Raw genomic sequence first — 22,285 nt, forward strand, 5'->3', positions numbered from 1 at the left:
GGTCGTCGCCGGGCTCACCATCCGCGGCGGCGAGGGCTGACACGGCTACGGGCGGGATCACTCCGTCGGGAGGTGGGAACCGCCGGTCCGGCGACTACGATGGCCCGGTGACAGCCACGCACCGCCCTGCCCGGACCGTGGCCGTGGTGACGCTCGGATGTGCCCGCAACGAGGTCGACTCCGAGGAACTGGCCGGCCGGCTGGCCGCCGAGGGCTACGAGCTCGTCGAGGACGCCGACGGCGCCGATGCCGTCCTGGTCAACACCTGCGGCTTCATCGAGACGGCGAAGAAGGACTCGGTCGACGCGATCCTGGCCGCCACCGACTCCGGCGCCTCCGTCGTGGCCGTCGGCTGCATGGCCGAGCGATACGGCTCCGAGCTGGCCGGGGCGCTGCCGGAGGCCACCGTGCTCGGCTTCGACGACTACGCCGCGATCGGGGAGCGGCTCGACGACGTCCTGTCCGGCCGCCCCCTCGTACCGCACACCCCTCGTGACCGCCGCACCCTGCTGCCGATCAGCCCGGTCCAGCGCTCCGCCGTCCTCGCCGGCGCCGGAGGGCGAGTCGAGGACAGCGCGCCGGTCATCCCGGGACACGACTGGCTCCGCCGGCGCCGGCTGACTTCGGGCCCGACGGCGGCGCTCAAGCTCGCCTCTGGCTGCGACCGGCGCTGCGCTTTTTGTGCGATCCCGGTCTTCCGGGGCGCCTTCGTCTCCCGCCCGCCCGCCGAGGTGCTGTCCGAGGCCGCCTGGCTCGCCTCGCAGGGCGTCCGCGAGCTGGTGCTGGTCAGCGAGAACTCCACGTCGTACGGCAAGGACCTCGGCGACCTTCGCTCGCTGGAGAAGCTGCTGCCGCAGCTGGCCGCCGTGGAGGGGATCGACCGCGTCCGCGTGGCCTACCTGCAGCCGGCCGAGCTCCGTCCCGGGCTGCTGGAGGTCATCGCCGGCGCGGGGGGCCACGGGAGAGTCATAGCTCCGTACTTCGACCTGTCGTTCCAGCACTCCTCCCCGACGCTGCTGCGCCGGATGCGGCGGTTCGGCGGCACCGATGACTTCCTGCGCACCATCGAACGGGCCCGTAGCCTGGCACCGGGCGCAGGCTTCCGCACCAACGTCATCCTCGGTTTCCCCGGGGAGACCGAGGACGACGTCGCTGAACTCGAGCGCTTCCTCACCGAGGGCCGCCTGGACGCGGTCGGTGTGTTCGGCTACTCCGACGAGGAGGGCACCGAGGCGATGCGGCTGGACGGCAAGCTCGCGCAGCACGAGATCGACGCTCGCGTGCGGCGGATCACCGACCTGGTCGAGGAGCTCACCGCCCAGCGGGCCGAGGACCGGATCGGCGAGCGGGTCGAGGTCCTGCTCACCGAGGACCTGTCGGGCACCGACGGGCCCGGGACGTGGCTCGGGCACGCCGCTCACCAGGATCCCGACGCCGACGGCACCACCACCGTCACCGGGGTACCGGCCGATGCGGTGGCCGGCCGGCTGGTCGCCGCGGAGGTCGTCGACACCGAGGGCGTCGACCTCGTCGCCCGCGCGCTCGTGCCCGTCGCCGCCCCGGCGGGGCGGTGACCGCCATGACCGATGCCGCCGAACCCGTCGCGACGCCGCCACAGTCGGTCAGGCTGGTCAACCTGCCCAACGCGCTCACCGTCCTGCGGCTCGCACTCGTGCCGCTGTTCGCCGTACTGCTGCTGCAGGACCACGGCCTCGACGACACCGGGCGCTACTGGGCGACGCTGGTGTTCGGCCTGGCGATCATCACCGATCGGTACGACGGGCTCATCGCACGGCGCACCGGCCAGGTGACCGAGTTCGGCAAGCTGGCCGACCCGATCGCCGACAAGGCGCTCACCGGGACCGCGCTCATCGGCCTGTCGATCCTGGCCTTCCTGCCCTGGTGGGTGACGGCGGTGATCCTGGCCCGGGAGGTCGGCGTCACCATCCTGCGGTTCTGGGTCATCCGGCACGGGGTCATCGCGGCCAGCCGTGGCGGCAAGGCCAAGACCGTGGCGCAGTCCCTCGCGATCGCCCTCTACATCCTGCCGCTGACCGGGGCGCTGGCCACCACGCGGTGGTGGGTGATGGCCGCGGCCGTGCTGCTGACCGTGCTGTCGGGTCTGGACTACGTGTACCGTGCCGTGACGCTGCGTCAGACCAGCGCCCGGGCCATGCGTGCCGCCGCCGCACGTCGCGCCGCGGGTACCAGCACCGGTTCCCGGACCGACCGGGCCGCCTGACCCTCCGTGAGCCCTACGTCCGAGGCGCTCGCCGGGGACGTGCACCGCGCGCTGCTCGCCCGCGCCGAGACGGTGGCGGCCGCCGAGTCGCTCACCGCCGGGCTGTTCTGCGCCACCTCGGCCGCCGTGCCCGGCGTCAGCGCCACGTTCCGTGGCGGCGCCGTCGTCTACGCCACCGACCTCAAGGCCACCCTCGCGGACGTGCCGGAGGACCTGCTCGCAGCCCACGGTCCGGTCAGCCCCCGGACGGCCCGGGCCCTGGCCGAGGGCATCCGCCGGCGGTGCTCGTCGACCGGCTGCGCGAGCCCGGGTGCGGGAACGCCGGGCCGGGGGCCGGCGTTACGCCATGAGCGGACTCGGGCCCGTCGGCAGGCTACCGGTGCGGGCGCCGCGTACCGTGAGCGCACGGTGCTCGATGGCACCGCCGCTTCCCCGCTCGCAGGACAGGAGACGGCCATGATGCTGCTGCGCACCCAGCTCGGGAACACCCTGCGCGGCCACCGGCTGCGTCAGCACCGCACGTTGCGCGACGTCTCCGGCGCCGCCCGGGTCAGCCTGGGATACCTCTCCGAGGTGGAGCGTGGGCAGAAGGAAGCATCCTCGGAGCTGCTGGCCTCCATCTGCGATGCCCTGGAGCTCGAGCTGGCCGACCTGCTGGCCGAGGTGAGCCTGGAGCTGCGCGGCGCGACCGCCGGCGCCGAGGTCCGCCCGTTGGGTGCGTCCTCCGAGACGCCGGCCGCCGAGACGGCTGCGTCGCAGCAGACCGACGCCGGTGCGGAGCCGGCTCTCGCCCTCGTGGGCGCGGGCCAGCAGGGACGTACGTCGCGGTCGCGCGACACGGTGTCGCTCGCCGCCTGAGCAGGCGTACACCGCACCGGCTGGCTGCGATCAGCCTCGGTGCAGGGGCAGGACGCGTGTGACGACCACCCGGTCGGCGCCCGGACCGGCGTGGCCGGGCGACGGCGCCACGTGCGCGTCGAACCGCGCGGCGAGCGCCGCGGCAGCCGGATCACCGGGGAGCGCCACGCCCTGGACGACGCGGGCGCCCACGCCGGCGGCCAGGCCGGCGAAACGCTCCAGCAGCCGGCTCGCGATCCCACGGCCGCGGTGGGCGGGATGGACGGCGACCGCTTGCACGACGCCGAGGCGGTCGGCGCTCACGACGCCCAGCAGGTAACCCGCGTCCTCGCCGTCCGCGGTGAGGGCGAGCGCACCGAACCCGCCGAGCTGGTGGAAGAAGACCGGGTCGTGCAGCGCGGTGATCGCGACGTCGCCGAGCGGCGAGCCGGCCCAGAACTCGGCCTGGCGGGCGAGCAGCCGGCCGAGCAGCGCGCCGGCGGAGAGCTCCTCCAAGCCGACCAGCCGGAGACCGTCGTCGGTCACCGGTGGGCCCGGGCGGCGCTCAGCTCGTCGCGCGTCGGGGGATCGGCGCCCACCCGGGTGCAGTTCAGTGCCGCGACGAGCGCCGCGTCGTCCACCAGGGCGAGCAGTTCGTCGTCGGGGAGGCGCTCCAGCGACGTGCGGTCGGCGACGCCCACGGCGAGCAGCCCGGTGAGCAGGCCCGCGGCGAGCGAGTCGCCGGCGCCGACGGTGTCGACGACGTCGACACGCGGGCTCTCCCGGTGCAGCAGGGGCCGGCCGGGACGGGCGATCCGCAGTGGTGCACCGCCATCGGTGAGCACCACCAGCGCCGGTCCCCGCTCCGCCCAGCGGCGAGCGGCCTCGTCCAAGTCCGTGGTCTCCGGCTCCAGCCAGGCGAGGTCTTCGGCGCTCACCTTGACGAGGTCGGCGTGGGCGACGAGCTCGATGAGGCGGCGGGTGACCGCCGGACGGTCGTTGCCGAGGGAGGCCCCGACCGGGCCGTCGGCGAGCATCGGCCGGATGTTGGGGTCGACGCTGATCAGCGCGGTGCCGGCCAGCCGCGGGACGAGGCGGGCGATGGCGGCGCTGCCCGGCTCCGTCCAGCTGGAGATGGAGCCGACGTGCAGGGCCCCCACCTCGTCCGGGAGGACTCGGTCCAGCTCCTCGTCGGTCCACTGCCAGTCGGCCGCGCCGACCACGTGGAAGCCGTAGTCCGGGCTGCCGTCCGGGCCGAGGCCGACGACGGCGAGGCTGACCGGCTCCCCGGCGTCGACGAACCCGGCGGTGTCGACACCTGCGAGCTCGGCGTGCCGCCGCAGGTGGCCGGCCAGCGGGCCGGTGCCGAGCCGGGCCAGCAGCCGCACCGGCGCACCCAGCCGGCCGGCGGCGACGGCGACGTTGAGCGCGTTGCCCCCGGGCCGGGCGACGTAGTGCGGTGACGTGCCCTCCGGTCCCACGCCGGCCTCCGGCACGGGCAGCAGGTCGACGACCAGCTCGCCGAGGACGCAGAGGGTCCGAGCAGGGGTCTGCACGCCTCGAACCCTAGCCGCGCTCGCCCGCAAGGACGCCCGCGTTGGCTCCGGGGGGCGATCACCTGGGACGATGCCTGGTGACGAGCATTGCCGGGCCGGCTGTGCGCCGGAGCAGGAGGACCCACCCCATGCCCAATCCGTTCGTGAAGCTGTGGAAGTACCTCACCGCATCGGCCAACGCGCAGATCGACCAGCGCGCGGACCCCAAGATCCAGATCGCGCAGGCCATCGAGGCCGAACAGCAGCGGCACCAGTCCCTGGCCAACCAGGCCGCCGCGGTGCTGGGCAACCAGCGCCAGCTGGAGATGCGGTTGAACCGGCAGCTCGGCGAGGTCGAGAAGCTGCAGGCATCCGCCCGCCAGGCGCTCACGCTGGCCGACCAGACGCGGACCAAGGGGGACGCCACCAAGGCCGCCGAGTACGAGCAGGCCGCGCAGGCGTTCGCCACTCAGCTGGTCGCCGCCGAGCAGTCGATGGAGGACCTCAAGCGCAGTCACGACGAGGCGCTGCAGGCCGCCGAGCAGGCCCGCGGTGCGGTCGAGCAGTCCCGCATGCGGCTGCAGACGACGCTGGCCGAGCGCACCAAGCTGATGAGCCAGCTCGAGCAGGCCAAGATGCAGGAGCACGTCGCCGCCTCGATGCGTCAGGTCAACGAGCTCTCCGCGCCGGGCAACACCCCGAACCTGGGCGAGATCCGCGACAAGATCGAGTCTCGCTACGCCAATGCGCTGGGCCAGGCGGAACTGGCGCAGACCTCGGTCGAGGGAAGGATGCTCGAGGTGCAGAAGGCGACCCTCGACGTCGCCGGCGCCTCCCGGCTGGATCAGATCCGTGCCTCCATGGGAGGTGGCACGCCGGCCGTCGAGGGCTCGTCCACCGCCGGCGCGATCGAGCAGGGTGCCGCGGCGCCGGACATGACCGCCGAGCAGCGCCAGGCGCAGCCGGCCGACAGGCCGGAGCAGTAGAAGGACCCTCCTGGCCCCCCACCACTCGCAGGCTCGTGGCGGGACCCTGCAGGAGGGCCGTCAGCGGTAGACGGTCACCGGCTGCGGGCGGCCCGGCTCCCCGGTCCGCGCCTGCGGGTCGATGGGGGAGCGGGCCGCCTGGCAGCGGGGGCACCACCAGGTGACCCGATCCTGCAGTGGCGGCCCCTGCTCGCCGAGCAGGATCGCGGTGCCGCAGCGGAAGCACGGCTTGCCCTGCCGGCCGAAGACCCAGTGGTCGCGGCCGCGCCGCCGGTCGCCGGTGGTGTTCTGCTCGGGGTGGTGCAGGTTGGCGCGCATCAGCCGCTGCGCGCGCTCGATCAGCGGTTGCAGCCGAGCGTCGAGGTCAGCGACGCGCGCCCAGGGGTTCACGCCCAGCAGGAACAGCGACTCGACCTTGTAGAGGTTCCCGATCCCGGCCACGTTCCGCTGGTCGAGGATCGCGACGCCCACCTGGTCGGCGGGGTGGCTGCGCAGCCGGCGCAGCGCCTCCTCCAGATCCCAGTCGGGGCCCAGGATGTCGGGGCCCAGGTGGCCGACGAGCCGGCCCTCCTCGGCCGTCGGGACCAGCTCGACGTCGTGCAGCCGGTAGCCGACGCACTCCCACTCGTCAGTGGCCAGCACCATGCGGACGTCGTGGGCGGGCCCGCCCTGCCACCGGGTGCCGGACCGGTAGATGTGCCAGCTGCCGTCCATCCGGAAGTGCGTGCGCAGCGTGCGGCCGTCGGCCAGCCGGACCAGCAGGTGCTTGCCGCGGGGGACGACCTCGGTGACCGTCGCGCCGGTGAGGTCGACGGTGGCCAGCTGCGGAAGTCGGAACTCGCCGCGGCGCAGGGTGGCGCCGGCCAGCGCGGTGCGCATGCGTTCGGCCGCCAGCCAGACGGTGTCTCCCTCGGGCACCTCTCCAGTGTCTCCGCTGAATCGGCGTCGCTCACCTTGGGTGAGACGGTTGGCAACGGGATGAGCATGGCAGTCGTGAGTCCCCGGACGGCAATCTTCGAGCCTGAGGCCCCCGTCCGCATTGGCCTCGCACCGAGCGCTGGACTGCACCCTGAACCGGGACGGAGGCGACACCGACAAAGTTCCCAGAGGACCTCCGCCAGTTCGTGCGGCCAGCAGTCGGATCGGTCGGAGCGTGTCGCTCGCAAATCGCTGAGCGCAGTCGGGCTACGAGTCCTACATGGCGGACCCGGAGCGGCAGTCGCATCGCAGCGCCCTGACCAGTGTCGACGTCGTTCAGCGGCTGCTGCACGTGAGCGACGTCTAACGGACACCACGGCAATCGGTACTGGCGACCCGTCGCGGCTCTCCGATTCTGGTCGGGCCGGTTCCCGTACGATTCGGCAACGGGCTGGCGGGCGATGAGGCTGGCACTGGCGCGCCCGTCGGGTGGTCGTCAGTCGAGACCCAGCAACGCCAGCAGCGCCACGTCGACGGCACGCAGTTCGGCGGCGTCCAACCGGCCGGCGAACTCCCCCAACCGGGTCTGTGGGTCGACGACGGCCAATTGCTCGACCATGACCCTGGTCTTGACGCCGTTGACCTCGATCTCCGGCCGAAAGGATGCCTCTCGCCGTCCGGTCGACGTCGGGGCGACGAGCCATGTCGACAAGGGGAGGTCGTCCGACTGCACCACCACGGCGAACCGTTCCCCGGCCTGCTCATGGCCGCGGGCGGCCTCGGGTGCCTTGAGTCGGTAGAGGTCACCACGCACGAAGGGCGTCCATCTCTGCCGCCAGCGCACGAGAGGCCGCGACGTCGTCGGGGTCCTTTCGCAGCGAGTCGGCCTCGGCGCGCAGTCGGGCTCGGCGGTGCGCCCGCTCAGCTTCCAGAATGGCGGCCCGGGCCGCCTCCGAGCGGGACATGCCTTCGCGAGTCAGTGCCTCGAGCGCCCGCTCGACCGCCGGGTCGGTGTGAATAGTCAGCGTACTCATATGGCATATCGTGCGACAAAACGCACTGACTCAAGGTCCGCTGCCGCAGTGGTCGCCAGTGGGTGTCCCTGTGCTTGGTGCCGCTGGTTTTCCCGGCCGGCTGCTCGACCTCGTCCCGCAGGGTGGCCCGTGGGGTCAGCCGCGCAGGCGCAGGCCGCGGGGTGTCGCGGCGAAGCCGGCCGCCTGCAGCGCCTGCGACAGCGGGGTGGACTCGTGCACCGAGGCGCCGTCGGCCTTCTGCACCACCATCCGGCCCAGCGCCCCGGCGGACACCGCACCGGAGAGAGCCGTCGCCGCCTCCTTGAGCAGCTGCTCGTCCTCGGTCCAGGACAGCAGGGTCTTCCCGCCGCGCTCGACGTAGAGCACCAGTTCGCCGTCGACGAGGACGACCAGCGCACCGGCCTTGCGGCCCGCCCGGTGCCCGGCGGCCTTGCGGGTGGCTCCGGTGCCCTCCCCGAGGTCGACCGCGTCGCCGTCGACCGGTACGGACCGGTCGGGCCACGGCAGTGCGGCGCCGTAGACGTTGGCCGGATCGGTGGCCGCCAGCACCACCGCGCCGGCGGGAACCCGGTCCGGCGAGGCGAAACTGCGCAGCCGGTCGACGGAGCCTGGAGTGCCGAACTGCGCCGCGCCGAGCGTCTCGACGAAGTAGCCCCGGCGGGCCCGGCCGTTGTCCTCGAACGCTCGCAGCACCGGGTAGACGGCGGAGAAGCCACCGGGCACCTGCTCGGCCATCACCGCACCGCGGGTGAGCACGCCGTGCCGCTCCAGCAGCGCCTCGGCCCGTGCGGTGCCACGGCGGGTGGCGTTGGGCTCCCGCTCGGTCAGTCGCGACCACCGGCCGGCGACCGTGGGCGGTCCGGTCCGGGTGGGCATCGCGGGGCGCCCCAGCCGCCCGCGACCGGCCCGGGCCCGGTCCAGCCGGACGCGGGGCGCCGCAGCCGGCCGCCGGTGGGTTCCACCGCCACCGAGCCGGGTCCGCAGCGGGGCCAGGGTGTCGTTGGTGAGTGCACCGGCCCAGACCAGGTCCCAGACGAGGTCGGCCAGCGCGGTGTCGTCGGTGGCGCCGAGGCTGTCGGACAGGCTGCGGAAGAACATGGCCCGGCCGCCGGCGAGGAGATCGAGGAGGGGCTGTCCCTCCGCAGGGGTCTCCAGCTGCTCCGGCAGCAGCAGCGGCGCCAGGTCGGCGGGCACCAGGCTGATCCAGCCGTCGCCCCCGGGCAGGCCACCGGCGCCGGCCCAGAGCACCTCACCCGCGCTGGTCAGCTCGTCGAGCATCGCGGGGGAGTAGTCGCGCACCCGGGACGGCAGCACGAGCGACTCCAGGGCGCTGGCTGGCACCAGCGCACCGGCCAGCTGCTCCACGACCGCCAGGACGCCGTCGGCACCGCGCAGCCGGCTGCCGACCGACTGCCAGGACGGGGTGAACCGGGCCAGCGTGCCGATCGGGACCGGCTCCACCTCCTGGCGCAGCCTGGCCAGGCTCCGCCGCCGGATCGAGCGCAGGACGTCGGCGTCGCACCATTCCTGCCCGCTGCCGCCGGGGCGGAACTCGCCGGTGACCAGCCGCCCGGTGCCGGTGAGCCGCTGCACGGTCGCGGTGACCACCGGGACGCCCAGGCCGAGCCGGGCGGCGACCTCGCCCGGCTGGAAGGGGCCGTGGGTGCGGGCGTACCGGCCGATGAGGTCACCCAGCGGGTCGGCCACCGGCTCGGTGAACACCTCGGGCACCCCCACGGGCAGCGCGGTCCCCAGCGCGTCGCGCAACCGGCCGGCGTCCTCGATGGCGACGTAGCGCTCCTCGCCGGCGATGCGCACCTGCAGCGCCCGGCGGGCCGCGACCAGCTCGTCGAGCCATTGCTGGGGCAGGCCGCGCCGGGCGGCCTCGGCGGCGGTCAGGTCGCCGACGACGCGCAGGAGGTCGCCGCCGCCGTCGACGTCGCGGGGATGCCGCTGCTGGGGGAGCCGCTGCAGCTCCCCCTCGATCTCGGCCATCGCCTCGGCGTCGAGCAGCTCCCGCAGCTCCGAGCGCCCAAGCAGCTCGGCGAGCAGCCCGGTGTCCAGCGCGAGCGCCTGGGCCCGCCGCTCGGCCAGCGGCGCGTCGCCCTCGTAGAGGAACTGGCCGACGTAGCCGAACAGCAGCGACTGGGCGAACGGCGAGGCGGTCTCGGTCTGCACGTCGGCGACCCGGACCCGGCGAGCCCGCACGTCCCGCATCAGCTCGATCAGGCCCGGCACGTCGTAGACGTCCTGCAGCACCTCCCGGGCGGCCTCCAACGTGATCGGGAACGAGGCGAACTCGCTGGCCACCGAGAGCAGCTGGGCTGCCCGCTGCCGCTGCTGCCACAGCGGGGTCCGGCGCCGCGGGTCGCGCCGGGGGAGGAGCAGCGCCCGGGCGGCGCACTCGCGGAACCGGCTGGCGAAGAGCGCGGAACTGCCCACCTCGGCGGTGACCTCGCGCTCGACGTCGTCGGGATCGAGGACGGCGAGGTCTGCCTCCGGCGGCTCGCCGGTCGTCTCGGGTAGCCGCAGCACGATGCCGTCGTCGGAGTGCATCGCCGCGACGTCGACGCCGTAGCGCTCCCGCAGCCGGGCAGCCAGCACGAGCGCCCACGGGGCGTTGACCTGAGCGCCGAAGGGGGAGTGCACGACCAGCCGCCAGTCGCCCAGCTCGTCGCGGAACCGCTCGACCAGCAGCGTGCGGTCGTCGGGCAGGTGGCCGGTCGCCGCCTTCTGCTCGGCCAGGTAGGCGGCGAGGTTGGCCGCGCCCCACTCGTCGAGACCGGCGGCGCGTGCCCGCTCCAGTCCGGCTTCCGGCGTCGCCGAGCCCACCTCGCGGAGGAAGGCGCCCAGCGCTCGGCCGAGCTCCAGCGGGCGCCCGGGGGCGTCGCCGTGCCAGAACGGCATCTTCCCGGCCTGCCCGGGCGCGGGGGTGACCAGCACCCGGTCGTGGGTGATCTCTTCGATCCGCCAGGACGACGAGCCCAGCAGGAAGACGTCACCGACCCGGGACTCGTAGACCATCTCCTCGTCGAGCTCGCCGACCCGCCGACCGCCCGGGCCCTCGCCCCCGACGAGGAAGACGCCGAACAGGCCGCGGTCGGGGATCGTCCCGCCACTGGTCACCGCCAGCCGCTGCGCACCGGCCCGGGCGGTGAGCGTGTCCGTGACGCGGTCCCAGGTGAGCCGCGGGCGCAGCTCGGCGAAGGCGTCGGACGGGTAGCGCCCGGCCAGCATGTCCAGGACGGCGTGCAGCGCCGACTCCGGCAGCGAGGAGAACGCCGCCGACCGGCGCACCAGGGTGCCGACCTCCTCGACGGTGCGCGGCCGCTCGGAGACGATGGCGACGATCTGCTGGGCGAGCACGTCGAGCGGGTTGCGCAGGTAACGGATCGACTCGATGGCGCCGGCCTTCATCCGCTCGGCGACCAGCGCGCACTGCACGAGGTCGCCCCGGTACTTGGGGAAGAGCACCCCCCGGCTCGCCGCCCCGACCTGGTGCCCGGCCCGGCCGACCCGCTGCAGGCCGCTGGCGACGGTGGGCGGCGCCTCCACCTGGACCACCAGGTCGACCGCCCCCATGTCGATGCCGAGCTCCAGGCTCGAGGTGGCGACGACGGCGGGCAGCCGCCCGGACTTCAGAGCCTCCTCGACGATCGCCCGCTGCTCGCGGGAGACCGAACCGTGGTGAGCCGCAGCGACCGGCTCGACCGTCCCGGGTGTTCCCCCGCCTGACACGCCCTGGGTGCACATCAGCGCGGCCGCGTTGGTCCCGGGCGGCACGGTCTCGCCGGTGGCCCGCTCGTAGGCCAGCTCGTTGAGGCGGCTGGTCAGCCGCTCGGCCAGCCGCCGGGAGTTGGCGAACACGATCGTGCTGCGGTGGGCCTGCACCAGGTCGAGCACCCGCTCCTCGACCGCCGGCCAGATCGAGTTGCGCGGCTGGTGGCCGGCCGCCGAGCCCTCCAGCTCGCCGGTGGGCTGCCCGAGCTCGCTCATGTCCTCGATCGGGACGACGACGGAGAGGTCCCACTGCTTCGTCGATCCCGGGGCGACCACGTGCACGGGGCGGCCGCCGGCGAGGTAGGTGGAGACCTCCTCGATCGGCCGGACGGTGGCCGACAGGCCGATGCGCTGCGCCGGCCGCTCGAGCAGCTCGTCGAGCCGGTCGAGGGAGACGGCCAGGTGCGCGCCGCGCTTGGAGTCGGTGACCGCGTGCACCTCGTCGACGATCACCGTCTCCACCCCGCGCAGCGCCTCCCGGGCGGCGCTGGTGAGCAGGAGGAACAGCGACTCGGGGGTGGTGATGAGGATGTCGGGCGGGCGGCGGGCGAAGGTTCGCCGCTCGTCGGCCGGCGTGTCGCCGGAGCGGATGCCCACCCGGATCTCCGGGCGGGGGAGACCGAGCCGTGCGGCGGCCTGGCCGATGCCCGCCAGCGGTGCCCGCAGGTTCCGCTCGACGTCGACCGCCAGGGCCTTCAGCGGCGACACGTAGAGGACCCGGCAGCGCGTCCGCTCGTCGGCCGGTGGGGTGGCGGACAGCCGGTCGAGGGACCAGAGGAAGGCCGCGAGGGTCTTGCCCGAGCCGGTGGGCGCGACGACGAGCGCGTGGTCGCCGCTGCTGATCGCCTGCCAGGCGCCGTCCTGGGCCGCCGTCGGCCGCTCGAAGGCGCCGGTGAACCACGCCCGGGTGGGCTCGGAGAACCGGGCCAGCGCACCCCGGCCGGGGGTGGGGGCGGACGCGCGGGCGGACACGAGGACAGTGTCCCCGCGGTGTACGACACTTCGCTGGCCGGCGGCGGGGTCCGCCGTCCGAACCACCCGCAGGGGACAGGAGCGCACGTGGCAGCGCCGCAGCAGATCGAGCCGGCGGTCGACGTCGCCCGTGTCCACCGCCGCACCGTCGGCGTCCTGAGCGGCGGAGTCGCCCTGGCCGGGCTCGGGGTCACCGTGGGCATCACCGCCGGCGGGTTGCTGGCCCGCGACGTCGCCGGTACCGACAGCGCCGCGGGGCTCGGCCAGACCGCCGGGGTGCTCGGTGCCGCCGTCCTCGCCGTGCCCCTGGCCCGGATCAGCGACTCCGCCGGCCGGCGCACGGGTCTGGCGACCGGCTACGGCATCAGTGTCGTCGGTGCGGTGATCACCGTCCTGGCTGCCGCGGCGTCGTCCCTCGCGTTGCTGCTGGTCGGCCTGTTCCTCTTCGGGGCGGCAACGTCCGCCGGCCTGCAGTCCCGGTACGCCGCCGCCGACCTGGCGGAGCCCGAGCGGCGCGGCCGCGCGCTGGCGCTGGTCGTCTGGGCCACCACCATCGGTTCCGTGGTGGGCCCCAACCTCGCCGCACCGGGCGCGGAGCTGGGAGAGGCCCTCGGGCTGCCCGCCCTGGGCGGGGTGTTCGTCGTGTCGGCCGCGGTGTTCGCCCTCGTGGCCGTGGGTTTCCTCGCGCTGCTCCGACCGGATCCACTGCTGCTGGCCCGGCGTCTCGGTGGTGGGAGCGACGGCGTCCGGCCCCGGCACGCCACCGGGGCGGCGCTGCGGGTCGTCTGGGCGACGACGGCGGGGCGCCTGGGTCTCACGTCGGTCGTGGTGGCCCACTCGGTGATGGTCGGGGTCATGGTCATGACCCCGGTGCACATGGGCCATGCCGGCGGCCCCGACGACGCGGTGCTCCGGCTGGTGGGTCTGGTCATCAGCGTGCACGTGGCCGGCATGTACCTGTTCTCACCGCTGGTGGGCGTCCTCGCCGACCGGGTGGGTGCGCCTGCCGTCGTCGCGCTCGGTGGTCTGCTCCTGCTGGCCGCCGCGGCGGTGGCGGGCACGGCGGCACCGGCGGACTCGGTGCAGCTCGGGGTCGGCCTGCTGCTCCTGGGCCTGGGCTGGTCGTGCGGGCTCATCGCCGGTTCGACGCTGGTGACGGCGTCCGTGGGCGCGGAGCTGCGGCCGACCGCGCAGGGCGGGACCGACCTGCTCATGGGACTCGGCGCGGCGCTCGCCGGGGTCGTCGGCGGCCCGCTGCTCGCGTGGGGCGGGTTCGGCCTGGTGTCCGGCGTCTCGGCGGCCCTGGTGCTGCCGCTGGCCGCGGTGTGGGTGTCGGCGCGGTTCAGCGCCCGCGGTAGTTCCTGATCAGCAGCACGATCGTCACGACCAGGAGCAGGACGATCGCCACCTGGCCGATGGTGTCCAGCTCCGAGGAACCGGTACCGGGGATCACGCGGCCACTCTAGGAGGCGACAGCCCGGTCCGGGACCCACCCGGTCCCGGTGGACGACGCCGCGCCCGCGATCCGGCGCGCTAGCGTCGAGGGGTGCGACTGCAGGAGTTCTGGTCCCGGCTCGACGGCCAGTTCGGGGCGATGCGCGCCCAGAGCGTGGCCCGCGACCACGTCTTCGCCGCCCTCGGGGGTCGCACGGCGGCCGATGCGATCGAGGCGGGCGTGCCGGTGCGGAAGGTGTGGCTGGCCGTCTGCGAGGCGTTCGACGTGCCCGCCAAGGAGCGCTGAGTCCCGGGCGTCGCGAGGACCGGCGTGTCGACCTGGCGATCGAACAGGTGTTCGTCCTACTGTGGCATCCACAGGGCGGCCGATCTTCCACACTCCGCCCGGAATCCGAAAACTGTCGGTGCCTCGCCCTAGCGTCGGTCCCGACCCGCTTCTCGCGAACCGAAGGTGACGCACCATGGCAGCAACGCTCGACCGCGACAAGGCCCTCGACATGGCCCTCGCCCAGATCGACAAGCAGTTCGGCAAGGGCTCGGTCATGCGGCTGGGCGACAGCCCCGAGGTGGCCATCAAGGTCATCCCGACCGGCTCGATCGCCCTCGACATCGCCCTGGGCATCGGCGGGCTGCCGCGTGGCCGGGTCGTCGAGGTCTACGGGCCGGAGTCCTCCGGTAAGACCACGGTGGCCCTGCACGCGGTCGCCAACGCCCAGGCCGCCGGCGGCATCGCCGCCTTCATCGACGCCGAGCACGCCCTCGACCCGGAGTACGCCCGCGCCATCGGCGTGGACACCGACGCCCTCCTGGTCAGCCAGCCCGACACCGGTGAGCAGGCCCTCGAGATCGCCGACATGCTGATCCGCTCCGGCGCGCTCGACGTCATCGTCATCGACTCGGTGGCGGCGCTCGTGCCGCGCGCCGAGATCGAGGGCGAGATGGGTGACAGCCACGTCGGTCTGCAGGCCCGGCTGATGAGCCAGGCGCTGCGGAAGATCACCGGCGCGCTGAGCAACTCCGGCACGACGGCGATCTTCATCAACCAGCTGCGCGAGAAGGTGGGCGTCGTCTACGGCTCGCCGGAGGTCACCACCGGTGGCCGCGCGCTGAAGTTCTACTCGTCCGTGCGGCTCGACGTCCGCCGCATCGAGACCCTGAAGCAGGGCACCGACGCGATCGGTAGCCGCACCCGCATCAAGGTCGTCAAGAACAAGGTCGCCGCGCCGTTCAAGCAGGCCGAGCTCGACATCCTCTGGGGCCAGGGCTTCAGCCGTGAGGGCGGCATCGTCGACGCCGGTGTCGAGCAGGGCTTCGTGAAGAAGTCCGGCGCTTGGTACACCTACGAGGGCGACCAGCTCGGCCAGGGCAAGGAGAACGTCCGCAACTTCCTGCGGGACAACCCCGACCTCGCCGACGAGATCGAGAAGAAGGTCAAGGAGAAGCTGGGCATCGGCCCGACGCTGGACGCCCCGGCACCGGTCGACGCGCCCGACTTCTGACCCGGTGCTCGACGATCGGGCGTCGAACCGTCGGCGCGGCCCCGGCACCGCCCGGGCCGGCCGGCGGTCGGGGGCGACCGGGAGCGACGATCCCCTGACCCCGGACGTCGCCCCCGGTTCCTCCGAGGACGAAGCGGGCGACCCCGAGCAGGTCGCCCGGGCCCTCTGCCTGCGGGCGCTGACCGGCGCCCCCAAGACCCGGCAGCAGCTCGCCGATCTGCTGGCCGGACGAGGGGTGCCGGACGAGGCGGCCGAGGCCGTGCTCGACCGGTTCACTGATGTCGGGCTGATCGATGACGCGGCGTTCGCCCGCGCCTGGGTGAGCAGCCGGCAGGCCGGGCGCGGGCTGGCCCGCCGGGCGCTCGCGGCTGAACTGCGGGCCAAGGGCGTGGACCCCGAGACGGCCGCAGAGGCGGTGCAGGTCGTCGATGACGACGACGAGCGCGAGGCCGCCCGCCGGCTGGTGGAGCGGCGCGCCCGTGGGATGGGCAGGCTGGATCGAGCGACGGCCGCCCGGCGGCTGATCGGGATGCTGGCGCGCAAGGGCTACAACGGCGGGCTGGCGGCGGCAGTGGTCCGGGAGGCGCTGGACGAGGCCGACCTCGCCGGGGACGCCGACGACGTCCCGGAGTTCGACGAGGACAGCGCGCTGCCCTGAGAAGTTCGCGGGTGCCCGCTGGCTCGGAGGTGCCCGGACGCGCCGCAGGGACCGGTCCGGATCGGACCGGTCCCTGCTGGTGTCACGGTGGTCAGCCGGTGGTCAGCCGGTGGCCAGCCACGCCGTCACGTCGACCGCCAGGCCGTCCGGCGCATCCGGGTCGGGCACGAGCCAGGCCGGGTCCCGGAGCTGGCCGCTGGCGAGCCAGCGGGTGATCTCCTCGCCCAGCCCCTGCGACGAGGTGCCGGGGCGGCGACGTTCCCCGATGAAGGTCAGGTCCGCCTCCGTGCCGTCGACGTAGCGGAACACCACCCGGCAACGGGAACGGCGGTGCCGGGCCGGCGGCACGACCTCCCGGACGAGAGCGTTGTCGGCTCCGGCGGCCTCGGCGAACGCCGGGCCGGCCGCCCGCAGCCGGGCGACGAAAGCCTGGCCGGCATCGATGCGGGCGATGGCGTCCAGGGCGCCGGAGGTCGCCGGCTCGGCCACGGCGTCGACCTGGGCGTCGACCTGGGCGTCGACCTCGGGTTCGACGGGGGTGCTCGAGTCGAGCGCGATCGTGGGGACGACAGCGACCGTCTCGGCGGCCGTGATGGTGCCGACCGTGGCGGGCGTGATCGTCTCGGCGGCGGCCCGGGGGACCGGGGGCAGGTTGCGGCGCCCCACCGCGTGCATCGTCTCCATCGTGACGATCAGTCTCGCCACGGTCCCCCGACGGAGTGCCCGTGACTCGCGGGCTGGGTCAGATGGGGCGGACGGGTATCAGCGCGGGGCTCCCACGCCGCCGCCACCCTGCCCCATCTGCACGTCGACGGGCTCCTCCACCTGCTCGGTCGCCGCCGTCTTGGCGCTGCGGGCCGTGCGCTTCTCCACGTACCGCGCGAGCTGGGACAGCAGCACGTTCACGACGATGTAGATCAGGCCGGCTGCGACGTAGAGCTGGAACGTGTAGAGATCGCCGAAGCGGAAGTTGAAGAACTCGACGAGCGCGCGGGCCTGCCGGAGCAGCTCCAGGTAACCCACGATGAAGCCCAGCGAGCTGTCCTTGAGCAGGACCACGAGCTGGGCCACCAGCACCGGCAGCATGCGCCGGACGGCCTGCGGCAGCAGGACGAGGGTCATCACCTGGGTCTTGCGCATGCCGAGGGCGAAGGCGGCCTCGCGCTGGCCACGGTCGACCGACAGGATGCCCGCCCGGAAGATCTCGGCGAGCACGGCCATGTTGTAGAGGGTCAGGCCGATCGCCAGGGCGCGGAAGGCGGTCATCGGCACGCCCACGGTGGGCAGGAAGAGGAACGCGAAGAGGATCAGCACCAGCAGCGGCACGGCGCGGAAGAACTCGATGATCGCCGTCACCGGGATCCGGACCCAGATGTGGTCGGAGAGCCGCCCGGCTGCGAGCAGAGCCCCCAGCAGCGTGGCCGCCACCATGCCGACGGCCGCCACCTCGAGCGTGTTGAGCAGCGCCTCGCCGAGTGCCTGGGGAACGCCGGCGCGCAGGTCGAACAGCACGGCCCAGCGGGCCGGGTCGAGCTGGCCGTTGATGCCCAGCCGCCACAGGGCGAGGCCGACGAGCGCGGCGATCAGCAGGCCACCGAGGACGGTGCCGATCCGCTGCCGCCGGCGTGCCCGGGGGCCGGGCAGGTCGAACAGGACGGTGGAGGTGCTCATCGGACGATCGCCACCCGGGTCTCGATCGCCCGGAACGCCCACGCGGAGGGCAGCGTGATGACGAGGTAGCCCAGGACGATCGCGAAGAAGACCATGAGGATCTGGTCGGCGTTGACGTTGGCCAGCCGCTGCAGCGCGGCGGTGAGGTCGGTGACGGCGAAGCCCGCGGCGATGGAGGTGTTCTTCGCCAGCGCGATCCACACGTTGCCCAGGGGTGGCACCACGGTGCGGAATGCCTGCGGCAGCACGACGGTGCGCAGGCTCTGCCCGAAGTCCAGCCCGATGGCGCGGGCTGCCTCGGCCTGGCCGGTGGGCACCGCGTTGATCCCCGACCGCAGCGCCTCGGCGACGAAGGCCGCGGTGTACAGGCCCAGGGCGGCGACCGCGGCGATGAACCGGCTGGGGAACTGCAGGTCGATCTCGACGATGCCGAAGAACAGGAAGAAGAAGACGACGGTCAGCGGGGTGTTCCGGAAGACCTCGACGTAGAAGGTGGCCAGTCCGCGCAGCGTCGGGGCCGGGCTCACCCGCATGCCGGCGAGGATCGTGCCCAGCACCAGCGCGAAGAGCCCGCTGGCGACGGCCAGCGACAGCGTCGTCAGGAAGGCGCTGCGCAGCAGCGGGAAGTTGTCGATCAGGAACTGCACCGTGCCTCCTTCCGAGGTCCGGACGGGAGCGGCGGGGGCGCGGGGGGGGGGGGCCCCCCCCCCCCGCCCCCCCCCCCGCGCAGAGCCGGGGGCCCCCCGGGGGGGGGGGGGGGGGGGCGCCCCCCCCCCCCCCCCCCCCCCCGCCGGCGATCAGTAGCGGTCGACCGACGGGGGCTCGGGGGCCTCCTCGCCGGTGATGGCACCGGCGGTGCGGTCCCAGGCCGCCGCCCACTCGCCGTTCTCGAACGACTCCTCGAGGACGTCGTTGATGAACGAACGGAACTCCTCGTCACCCTTCTCCAGGCCGATGCCGTAGGGCTCCTCGGTGAAGGGGTTGCCGACGAGCTCGAACTCGTCGGGGCTACCGGCCACCAGGCCGGTGAGGATGACGTTGTCCGTGGTGACGGCCTGCACGTTGCCGTTCGCCAGGTCGTCGGCGCACTTGGAGTACACGTCGTAGGTGATGAGCTCGGCCTCGGGGAAGTTGTCCCGGATGTTCTGCGCCGGCGTCGAACCCTCGACCGAGCAGACCTTCTGGCCGGCGAGGTCCTCGGGGCCCTCGATGCCCTCGGGGTTGCCCGCGGCCACCATGATGTCCTGCCCGGCCTCGTAGTACGGCCCGGCGAAGTCGACGACCTCCTTGCGCTTGTCGTTGATCGTGTAGGTGGCCACGACCATGTCGACCTGCCCGTTCTGGATGAACGGCTCGCGGTTGGCCGAGACGGTCTCGACCCAGTTGATCGACTCCGGCGCGATGCCGAGCTCGGCGGCGATCAGCTCGGCGATCTCGACGTCGAAGCCCTCGGGGGCCTCGGTGTTCGGGTTCAGCAGGCCGAACCCGGGCTGGTCGAACTTCGTGCCGATGGTGATCTCGCCGGACTCGGCCAGCTCGGCCATCGTGGTGCCCTCGTCGAACTGCACGTCCTCGGCGACGTCCTGGGTCTCCTGGGCGGCGTCCTCGACCTCGTTGCCGGCCTCGCTGGAGCAGCCGGCCAGGACGACGCCGAAGGCCGCGAAGGTCGCGGCGTAGCGGGTGATGCGCATGGTGGTCCTTTCGTTGGGAACGATCAGTGGTTCAAGATCTTGGAGAGGAAGTCCTTGGCCCGCTCCGACTCCGGGCGGGTGAAGAAGTCCTCGGGCGTCGCCGTCTCGACGACCCGCCCGCCGTCCATGAAGACCACCCGGTTGGCCGCCCGGCGGGCGAAGCCCATCTCGTGGGTGACGACGACCATCGTCATGCCGTCGCGCGCCAGCGAGGTCATGACCTCGAGGACCTCGTTGATCATCTCCGGGTCGAGGGCCGACGTCGGCTCGTCGAAGAGCATGACCTTGGGGTCCATGGCCAGCGCTCGGGCGATCGCGACCCGCTGCTGCTGCCCACCGGACAGCTGTGCCGGGTACTTGTCGGCCTGGGCGCTGATGCCGACGCGGTCGAGCAGCTCCCGGGCGCGCCTCTCGGCGTCGGCCCTGGCCTTCCGGCGGACCTTCACCGGACCCAGGGTGACGTTCTCGAGGATCGTCTTGTGCGCGAAGAGGTTGAAGCTCTGGAACACCATGCCGACGTCGGCGCGCAGGCGGGCCAGCGCCTTCCCCTCCTCGGGCAGCCGCTCACCGTCGATGGTGATCTCGCCCTTGTCGACGCCCTCCAGCCGGTTGATCGTGCGGCACAGCGTGGACTTGCCCGATCCCGACGGTCCGATGACGACGACGACCTCGCCGCGGTCGATCGAGAGGTCGATGTCCTGCAGCACGTGCAGATCGCCGAACCACTTGTTGACGCCGGACAGGCGGACGAGGGGCTCTCCGTTCGGGCGGCTGGTCACTCCGGCGACACTAAGGGCCCGAGGTCGCAGTTCCCGCACCGTGGGATCACGAAGGCGTAACGAACAGGTCCGGGATCCCTCGTTCGGGCATCCGACCGGCGAGGGCCCCGGCGCGCCGACCCGCCGCAGCCTTGTCCGGAAGGCTCGCATCCACGATGCTGGCGCGGCCGTCGACGGACGGCGCGGATGTCCTCGGGCCGGGGACCGTGAACACGGAACAGCAGGAATCCACCCATGCGCTCCCTCCTCCGGTTGGCGACGGTGTCAGCCGTCTTCCTCGGCGTGACCGTCGTCCACCTGCCGGTGTCACAGGCCCTCGAGGTCCCCGAGACGCTGGCCGACCGGCGCCCGGTGGGCGTCGGCCCGGTGGAACCCGGGTTCCCCATCGACCACCTCGGCGTCCTGTGGGAGACGCGGGGCGACGTCGGCCATGCCGACGAGGAGGCCGAGGAGCACGGCGCGGCACGCTTCCGCGTCGACGGCGTCTGGACGGCGTGGCAGCCGCTGGCCGAGGACGGCGCGCACGCCGAGGGGCAGTGGGCCAGCGCGCTCGTCCCGGGTGGTGACGCCGAGGCATACCAGGTTCGGGGCATCCCCGCCGGTGCCGTCGCCCCGCGGGCCGTCGCCCTGAACACCACCGACGGTCCCCTCGTCGAGATCGGGCGGCGCCCGGCGGGCGCCGCGTCCGCCGTCGACGACTGCGTCTCCCGGGCGGAATGGCTGGCGGACGAGAACCTGCGGTTCGACGACCAGGGGAACGAGATCTGGCCGACGGAGTTCTACCCGGTCCAGACGATGACGGTGCACCACACCGCCACGAAGAACGACGACCCGGACCCGGCGGCCACCGTCCGGGCCATCTACCGGTACCACGCCGTCGACCGGGGGTGGGGCGACATCGGCTACCACTACCTGATCGACGAGGCGGGTTTCGTGTACGAGGGGCGCTGGTCCGGGGCGGATCCGCAGACGGGCTCCGAGCCGTGCGCCACGGGCGGGGACGGCGGCGACTTCGCCCACGACGGCGGGAACGGGCTGGTCACCGCCGGGCACACCGGCGGCTACAACTCCGGCAACATGGGCGCCGCCCTGCTCGGGGACTTCACGACGCACCGGAAGAACGGCGCCGAGCCGGCCGGTCCGGCCGTCGGCGCCCTGGAGAGCCTGCTCGCGGAGTTCGCTTCCCGCCATCAGCTGGACCCGCACGCCGTCATCGACTACGTGAACCCGGTGGACGGCGCGAGCAAGCAGGTCGACATGATCTCCGGTCATCGGGACTGGACGTCGACGGAGTGCCCCGGCGAGCGCCTCTACGCCCAGCTCCCCACCATCCGGGACGCCGTCGCGGCGCAGATGGCGACCCTGGCGGTGTCGGTCACGAGCCCGGCCGAGGGCGCGGTGGTGACCGGAGGCGTCACCGTGGCCGCCGACGCGCCCGGCGCCACCGGCGTCACCTTCTCCCTCGACGGGAACGTCGCCGCAACGGACACCACGGCGGGCGACGGCTGGTCGTGGAGCTGGGACACGCTGACCGCGACCGAGGGATCCCACACGATCACCGCCACCTCGACCGATGGGACGTCGACCGCCACGGACAGCATCGCCGTCACCGTGGACAACGTCGCCGATCCCGTCGTCTCGCTGACCGATCCGCCCGACGGGGCCACCCTCACGGGGCCTGTCGACGTCACCGCGGACCCGACCGGCACCGAGGGGGTGGCGCGCGTCGATTTCTTCCTGGACGGGGCACTGGCCGTCAGTGACACGACCTCGGCGGACGGCTGGACCTGGTCCTGGGACACCGTCGGCGACGCGGAAGGGGCGCACATCCTGACCGCGACCGTGGTCGACACCGCGGGCCAGCAGAGCAGCGACTCCCGGTCGGTGACGGTGGACAACGTCACCGTCGCCTCGGTGACCCCCAGCTCCGGGAACCAGAACACGACGGTGCAGGTCACCATCACCGGCACCGGTTTCGCCTCGGGCGCCACGGTCGACCTCCGGAACGGGGAGGGCACCGAGCCGGTGGTCTCCGGCGTGAGCGTCGCCTCGGACGGCACGTCGCTCACGGCGACCTTCCAGATCGGCAGGACGTCCGGTCCGCGGAAGGACCGGCCCTGGGACGTCGCGGTCATCAACCCCGACGGCACGTCCGCCGTCCTCGTGGACGGCTTCACCGTCCTGCGGTGAGCTGCCGCCTCCTGCCCGCACCGACGGGGGCGGGCAGG

General features: G+C 73.5%; 20 protein-coding genes. 9 read left to right on the forward strand and 11 right to left on the reverse strand.

The features are described from left to right. Positions 1 to 107: 107 nt before the first annotated feature. From QOZ86_RS15120 to QOZ86_RS21250, 3 genes are read left to right on the forward strand one after another with little or no spacing between them, the layout of a single operon-like run. The gene (locus QOZ86_RS15120) at positions 108 to 1,574 is read left to right on the forward strand and encodes a MiaB/RimO family radical SAM methylthiotransferase (protein WP_284492804.1); all 1,467 of its coding nucleotides are present in this window, start codon (positions 108 to 110) and stop codon (positions 1,572 to 1,574) included. A gap of 5 nt (positions 1,575 to 1,579) precedes the next feature. Beyond that, positions 1,580 to 2,242 carry a CDP-diacylglycerol--glycerol-3-phosphate 3-phosphatidyltransferase gene (pgsA, locus tag QOZ86_RS15125; RefSeq protein ID WP_284492805.1) on the forward strand — a complete coding sequence of 221 codons (663 nt, stop codon included), beginning with the start codon at positions 1,580 to 1,582 and terminating at the stop codon, positions 2,240 to 2,242. A gap of 6 nt (positions 2,243 to 2,248) precedes the next feature. Next, a complete protein-coding gene (locus QOZ86_RS21250; RefSeq protein ID WP_284492806.1) occupies positions 2,249 to 3,100 on the forward strand; it encodes a helix-turn-helix domain-containing protein in 852 nt (283 codons plus the stop codon). A gap of 30 nt (positions 3,101 to 3,130) precedes the next feature. Here QOZ86_RS21250 and QOZ86_RS15135 read toward each other — a convergent pair whose 3' ends face one another. Together QOZ86_RS15135 and QOZ86_RS15140 are read right to left on the reverse strand one after the other, a co-directional pair. Beyond that, complete coding sequence (locus QOZ86_RS15135) at positions 3,131 to 3,625, reverse strand: GNAT family N-acetyltransferase (RefSeq protein WP_284492807.1); 495 nt, start codon at positions 3,623 to 3,625, stop codon at positions 3,131 to 3,133. Then, the gene (locus QOZ86_RS15140) at positions 3,622 to 4,635 is read right to left on the reverse strand and encodes a PfkB family carbohydrate kinase (RefSeq protein ID WP_284492808.1); all 1,014 of its coding nucleotides are present in this window, start codon (positions 4,633 to 4,635) and stop codon (positions 3,622 to 3,624) included. Before QOZ86_RS15140 ends, QOZ86_RS15135 begins: the two co-directional genes overlap by 4 nt. Positions 4,636 to 4,763: 128 nt before the next feature. On the opposite strand from QOZ86_RS15140, the gene QOZ86_RS15145 reads away from it, so the two are divergent. Continuing rightward, complete coding sequence (locus QOZ86_RS15145; protein WP_284492809.1) at positions 4,764 to 5,600, forward strand: PspA/IM30 family protein; 837 nt, start codon at positions 4,764 to 4,766, stop codon at positions 5,598 to 5,600. Between the two features lie 60 nt (positions 5,601 to 5,660). Here QOZ86_RS15145 and QOZ86_RS15150 read toward each other — a convergent pair whose 3' ends face one another. The 4 genes from QOZ86_RS15150 to QOZ86_RS15165 form a co-directional block, all read right to left on the reverse strand. Next, positions 5,661 to 6,518, reverse strand: coding sequence for a DNA-formamidopyrimidine glycosylase family protein (locus tag QOZ86_RS15150; protein WP_284492810.1), 858 nt, complete (start codon positions 6,516 to 6,518; stop codon positions 5,661 to 5,663). 496 nt (positions 6,519 to 7,014) lie between these two features. Further along, positions 7,015 to 7,332 (reverse strand): type II toxin-antitoxin system PemK/MazF family toxin, encoded by a 318-nt coding sequence (locus QOZ86_RS15155; protein WP_284492811.1) that lies wholly within the window; start codon positions 7,330 to 7,332, stop codon positions 7,015 to 7,017. Then, positions 7,322 to 7,552, reverse strand: coding sequence for a hypothetical protein (locus QOZ86_RS15160; protein WP_284492812.1), 231 nt, complete (start codon positions 7,550 to 7,552; stop codon positions 7,322 to 7,324). The genes QOZ86_RS15155 and QOZ86_RS15160 overlap by 11 nt, the downstream gene beginning before the upstream one ends. A 135-nt stretch (positions 7,553 to 7,687) precedes the next feature. After that, a complete protein-coding gene (locus QOZ86_RS15165; protein ID WP_284492813.1) occupies positions 7,688 to 12,304 on the reverse strand; it encodes an ATP-dependent helicase in 4,617 nt (1,538 codons plus the stop codon). 87 nt (positions 12,305 to 12,391) lie between these two features. Here QOZ86_RS15165 and QOZ86_RS15170 point away from each other — a divergent pair, with 87 nt between their 5' ends. The 4 genes from QOZ86_RS15170 (at position 12,392) to QOZ86_RS15185 (ending at position 15,916) form a co-directional block, all read left to right on the forward strand. Further along, positions 12,392 to 13,669, forward strand: a complete 1,278-nt coding sequence (locus QOZ86_RS15170; RefSeq protein WP_284492814.1) for an MFS transporter — start codon at positions 12,392 to 12,394, stop codon at positions 13,667 to 13,669. A 181-nt stretch (positions 13,670 to 13,850) separates the two neighbouring features. Next, complete coding sequence (locus QOZ86_RS15175) at positions 13,851 to 14,045, forward strand: DUF3046 domain-containing protein (protein WP_284492815.1); 195 nt, start codon at positions 13,851 to 13,853, stop codon at positions 14,043 to 14,045. Positions 14,046 to 14,220: 175 nt separating this feature from the next. After that, positions 14,221 to 15,258 (forward strand): recombinase RecA, encoded by a 1,038-nt coding sequence (recA, locus tag QOZ86_RS15180; protein ID WP_284492816.1) that lies wholly within the window; start codon positions 14,221 to 14,223, stop codon positions 15,256 to 15,258. A 4-nt stretch (positions 15,259 to 15,262) separates the two neighbouring features. Further along, entirely contained in the window at positions 15,263 to 15,916 is a 654-nt protein-coding gene (locus tag QOZ86_RS15185) for a regulatory protein RecX (protein WP_284492817.1), read from the forward strand. Between the two features lie 102 nt (positions 15,917 to 16,018). On the opposite strand, the gene QOZ86_RS15190 is transcribed toward QOZ86_RS15185, so the two are convergent. The 5 genes from QOZ86_RS15190 to QOZ86_RS15210 form a co-directional block, all read right to left on the reverse strand. Continuing rightward, complete coding sequence (locus QOZ86_RS15190) at positions 16,019 to 16,621, reverse strand: hypothetical protein (RefSeq protein WP_284492818.1); 603 nt, start codon at positions 16,619 to 16,621, stop codon at positions 16,019 to 16,021. A 57-nt stretch (positions 16,622 to 16,678) separates the two neighbouring features. After that, positions 16,679 to 17,587: an amino acid ABC transporter permease gene (locus QOZ86_RS15195; protein ID WP_284492819.1), complete on the reverse strand. Its 909-nt coding sequence runs from the start codon at positions 17,585 to 17,587 to the stop codon at positions 16,679 to 16,681. Continuing rightward, the gene (locus QOZ86_RS15200) at positions 17,584 to 18,234 is read right to left on the reverse strand and encodes an amino acid ABC transporter permease (RefSeq protein ID WP_284492820.1); all 651 of its coding nucleotides are present in this window, start codon (positions 18,232 to 18,234) and stop codon (positions 17,584 to 17,586) included. The genes QOZ86_RS15195 and QOZ86_RS15200 overlap by 4 nt, the downstream gene beginning before the upstream one ends. 150 nt (positions 18,235 to 18,384) lie before the next feature. Further along, entirely contained in the window at positions 18,385 to 19,278 is an 894-nt protein-coding gene (locus QOZ86_RS15205) for a glutamate ABC transporter substrate-binding protein (RefSeq protein ID WP_284492821.1), read from the reverse strand. Positions 19,279 to 19,301: 23 nt separating this feature from the next. After that, positions 19,302 to 20,057: an amino acid ABC transporter ATP-binding protein gene (locus QOZ86_RS15210; RefSeq protein ID WP_284492822.1), complete on the reverse strand. Its 756-nt coding sequence runs from the start codon at positions 20,055 to 20,057 to the stop codon at positions 19,302 to 19,304. 234 nt (positions 20,058 to 20,291) lie between these two features. Here QOZ86_RS15210 and QOZ86_RS15215 point away from each other — a divergent pair, with 234 nt between their 5' ends. Continuing rightward, on the forward strand, positions 20,292 to 22,247 hold the full coding sequence (locus QOZ86_RS15215; RefSeq protein WP_284492823.1) for an Ig-like domain-containing protein: 1,956 nt from the start codon (positions 20,292 to 20,294) through the stop codon (positions 22,245 to 22,247). Positions 22,248 to 22,285 lie beyond the last annotated feature (38 nt).

The sequence above is a fragment of the Blastococcus capsensis genome (genome assembly GCF_030165005.1).
GTDB lineage: Bacteria > Actinomycetota > Actinomycetes > Mycobacteriales > Geodermatophilaceae > Blastococcus > Blastococcus capsensis.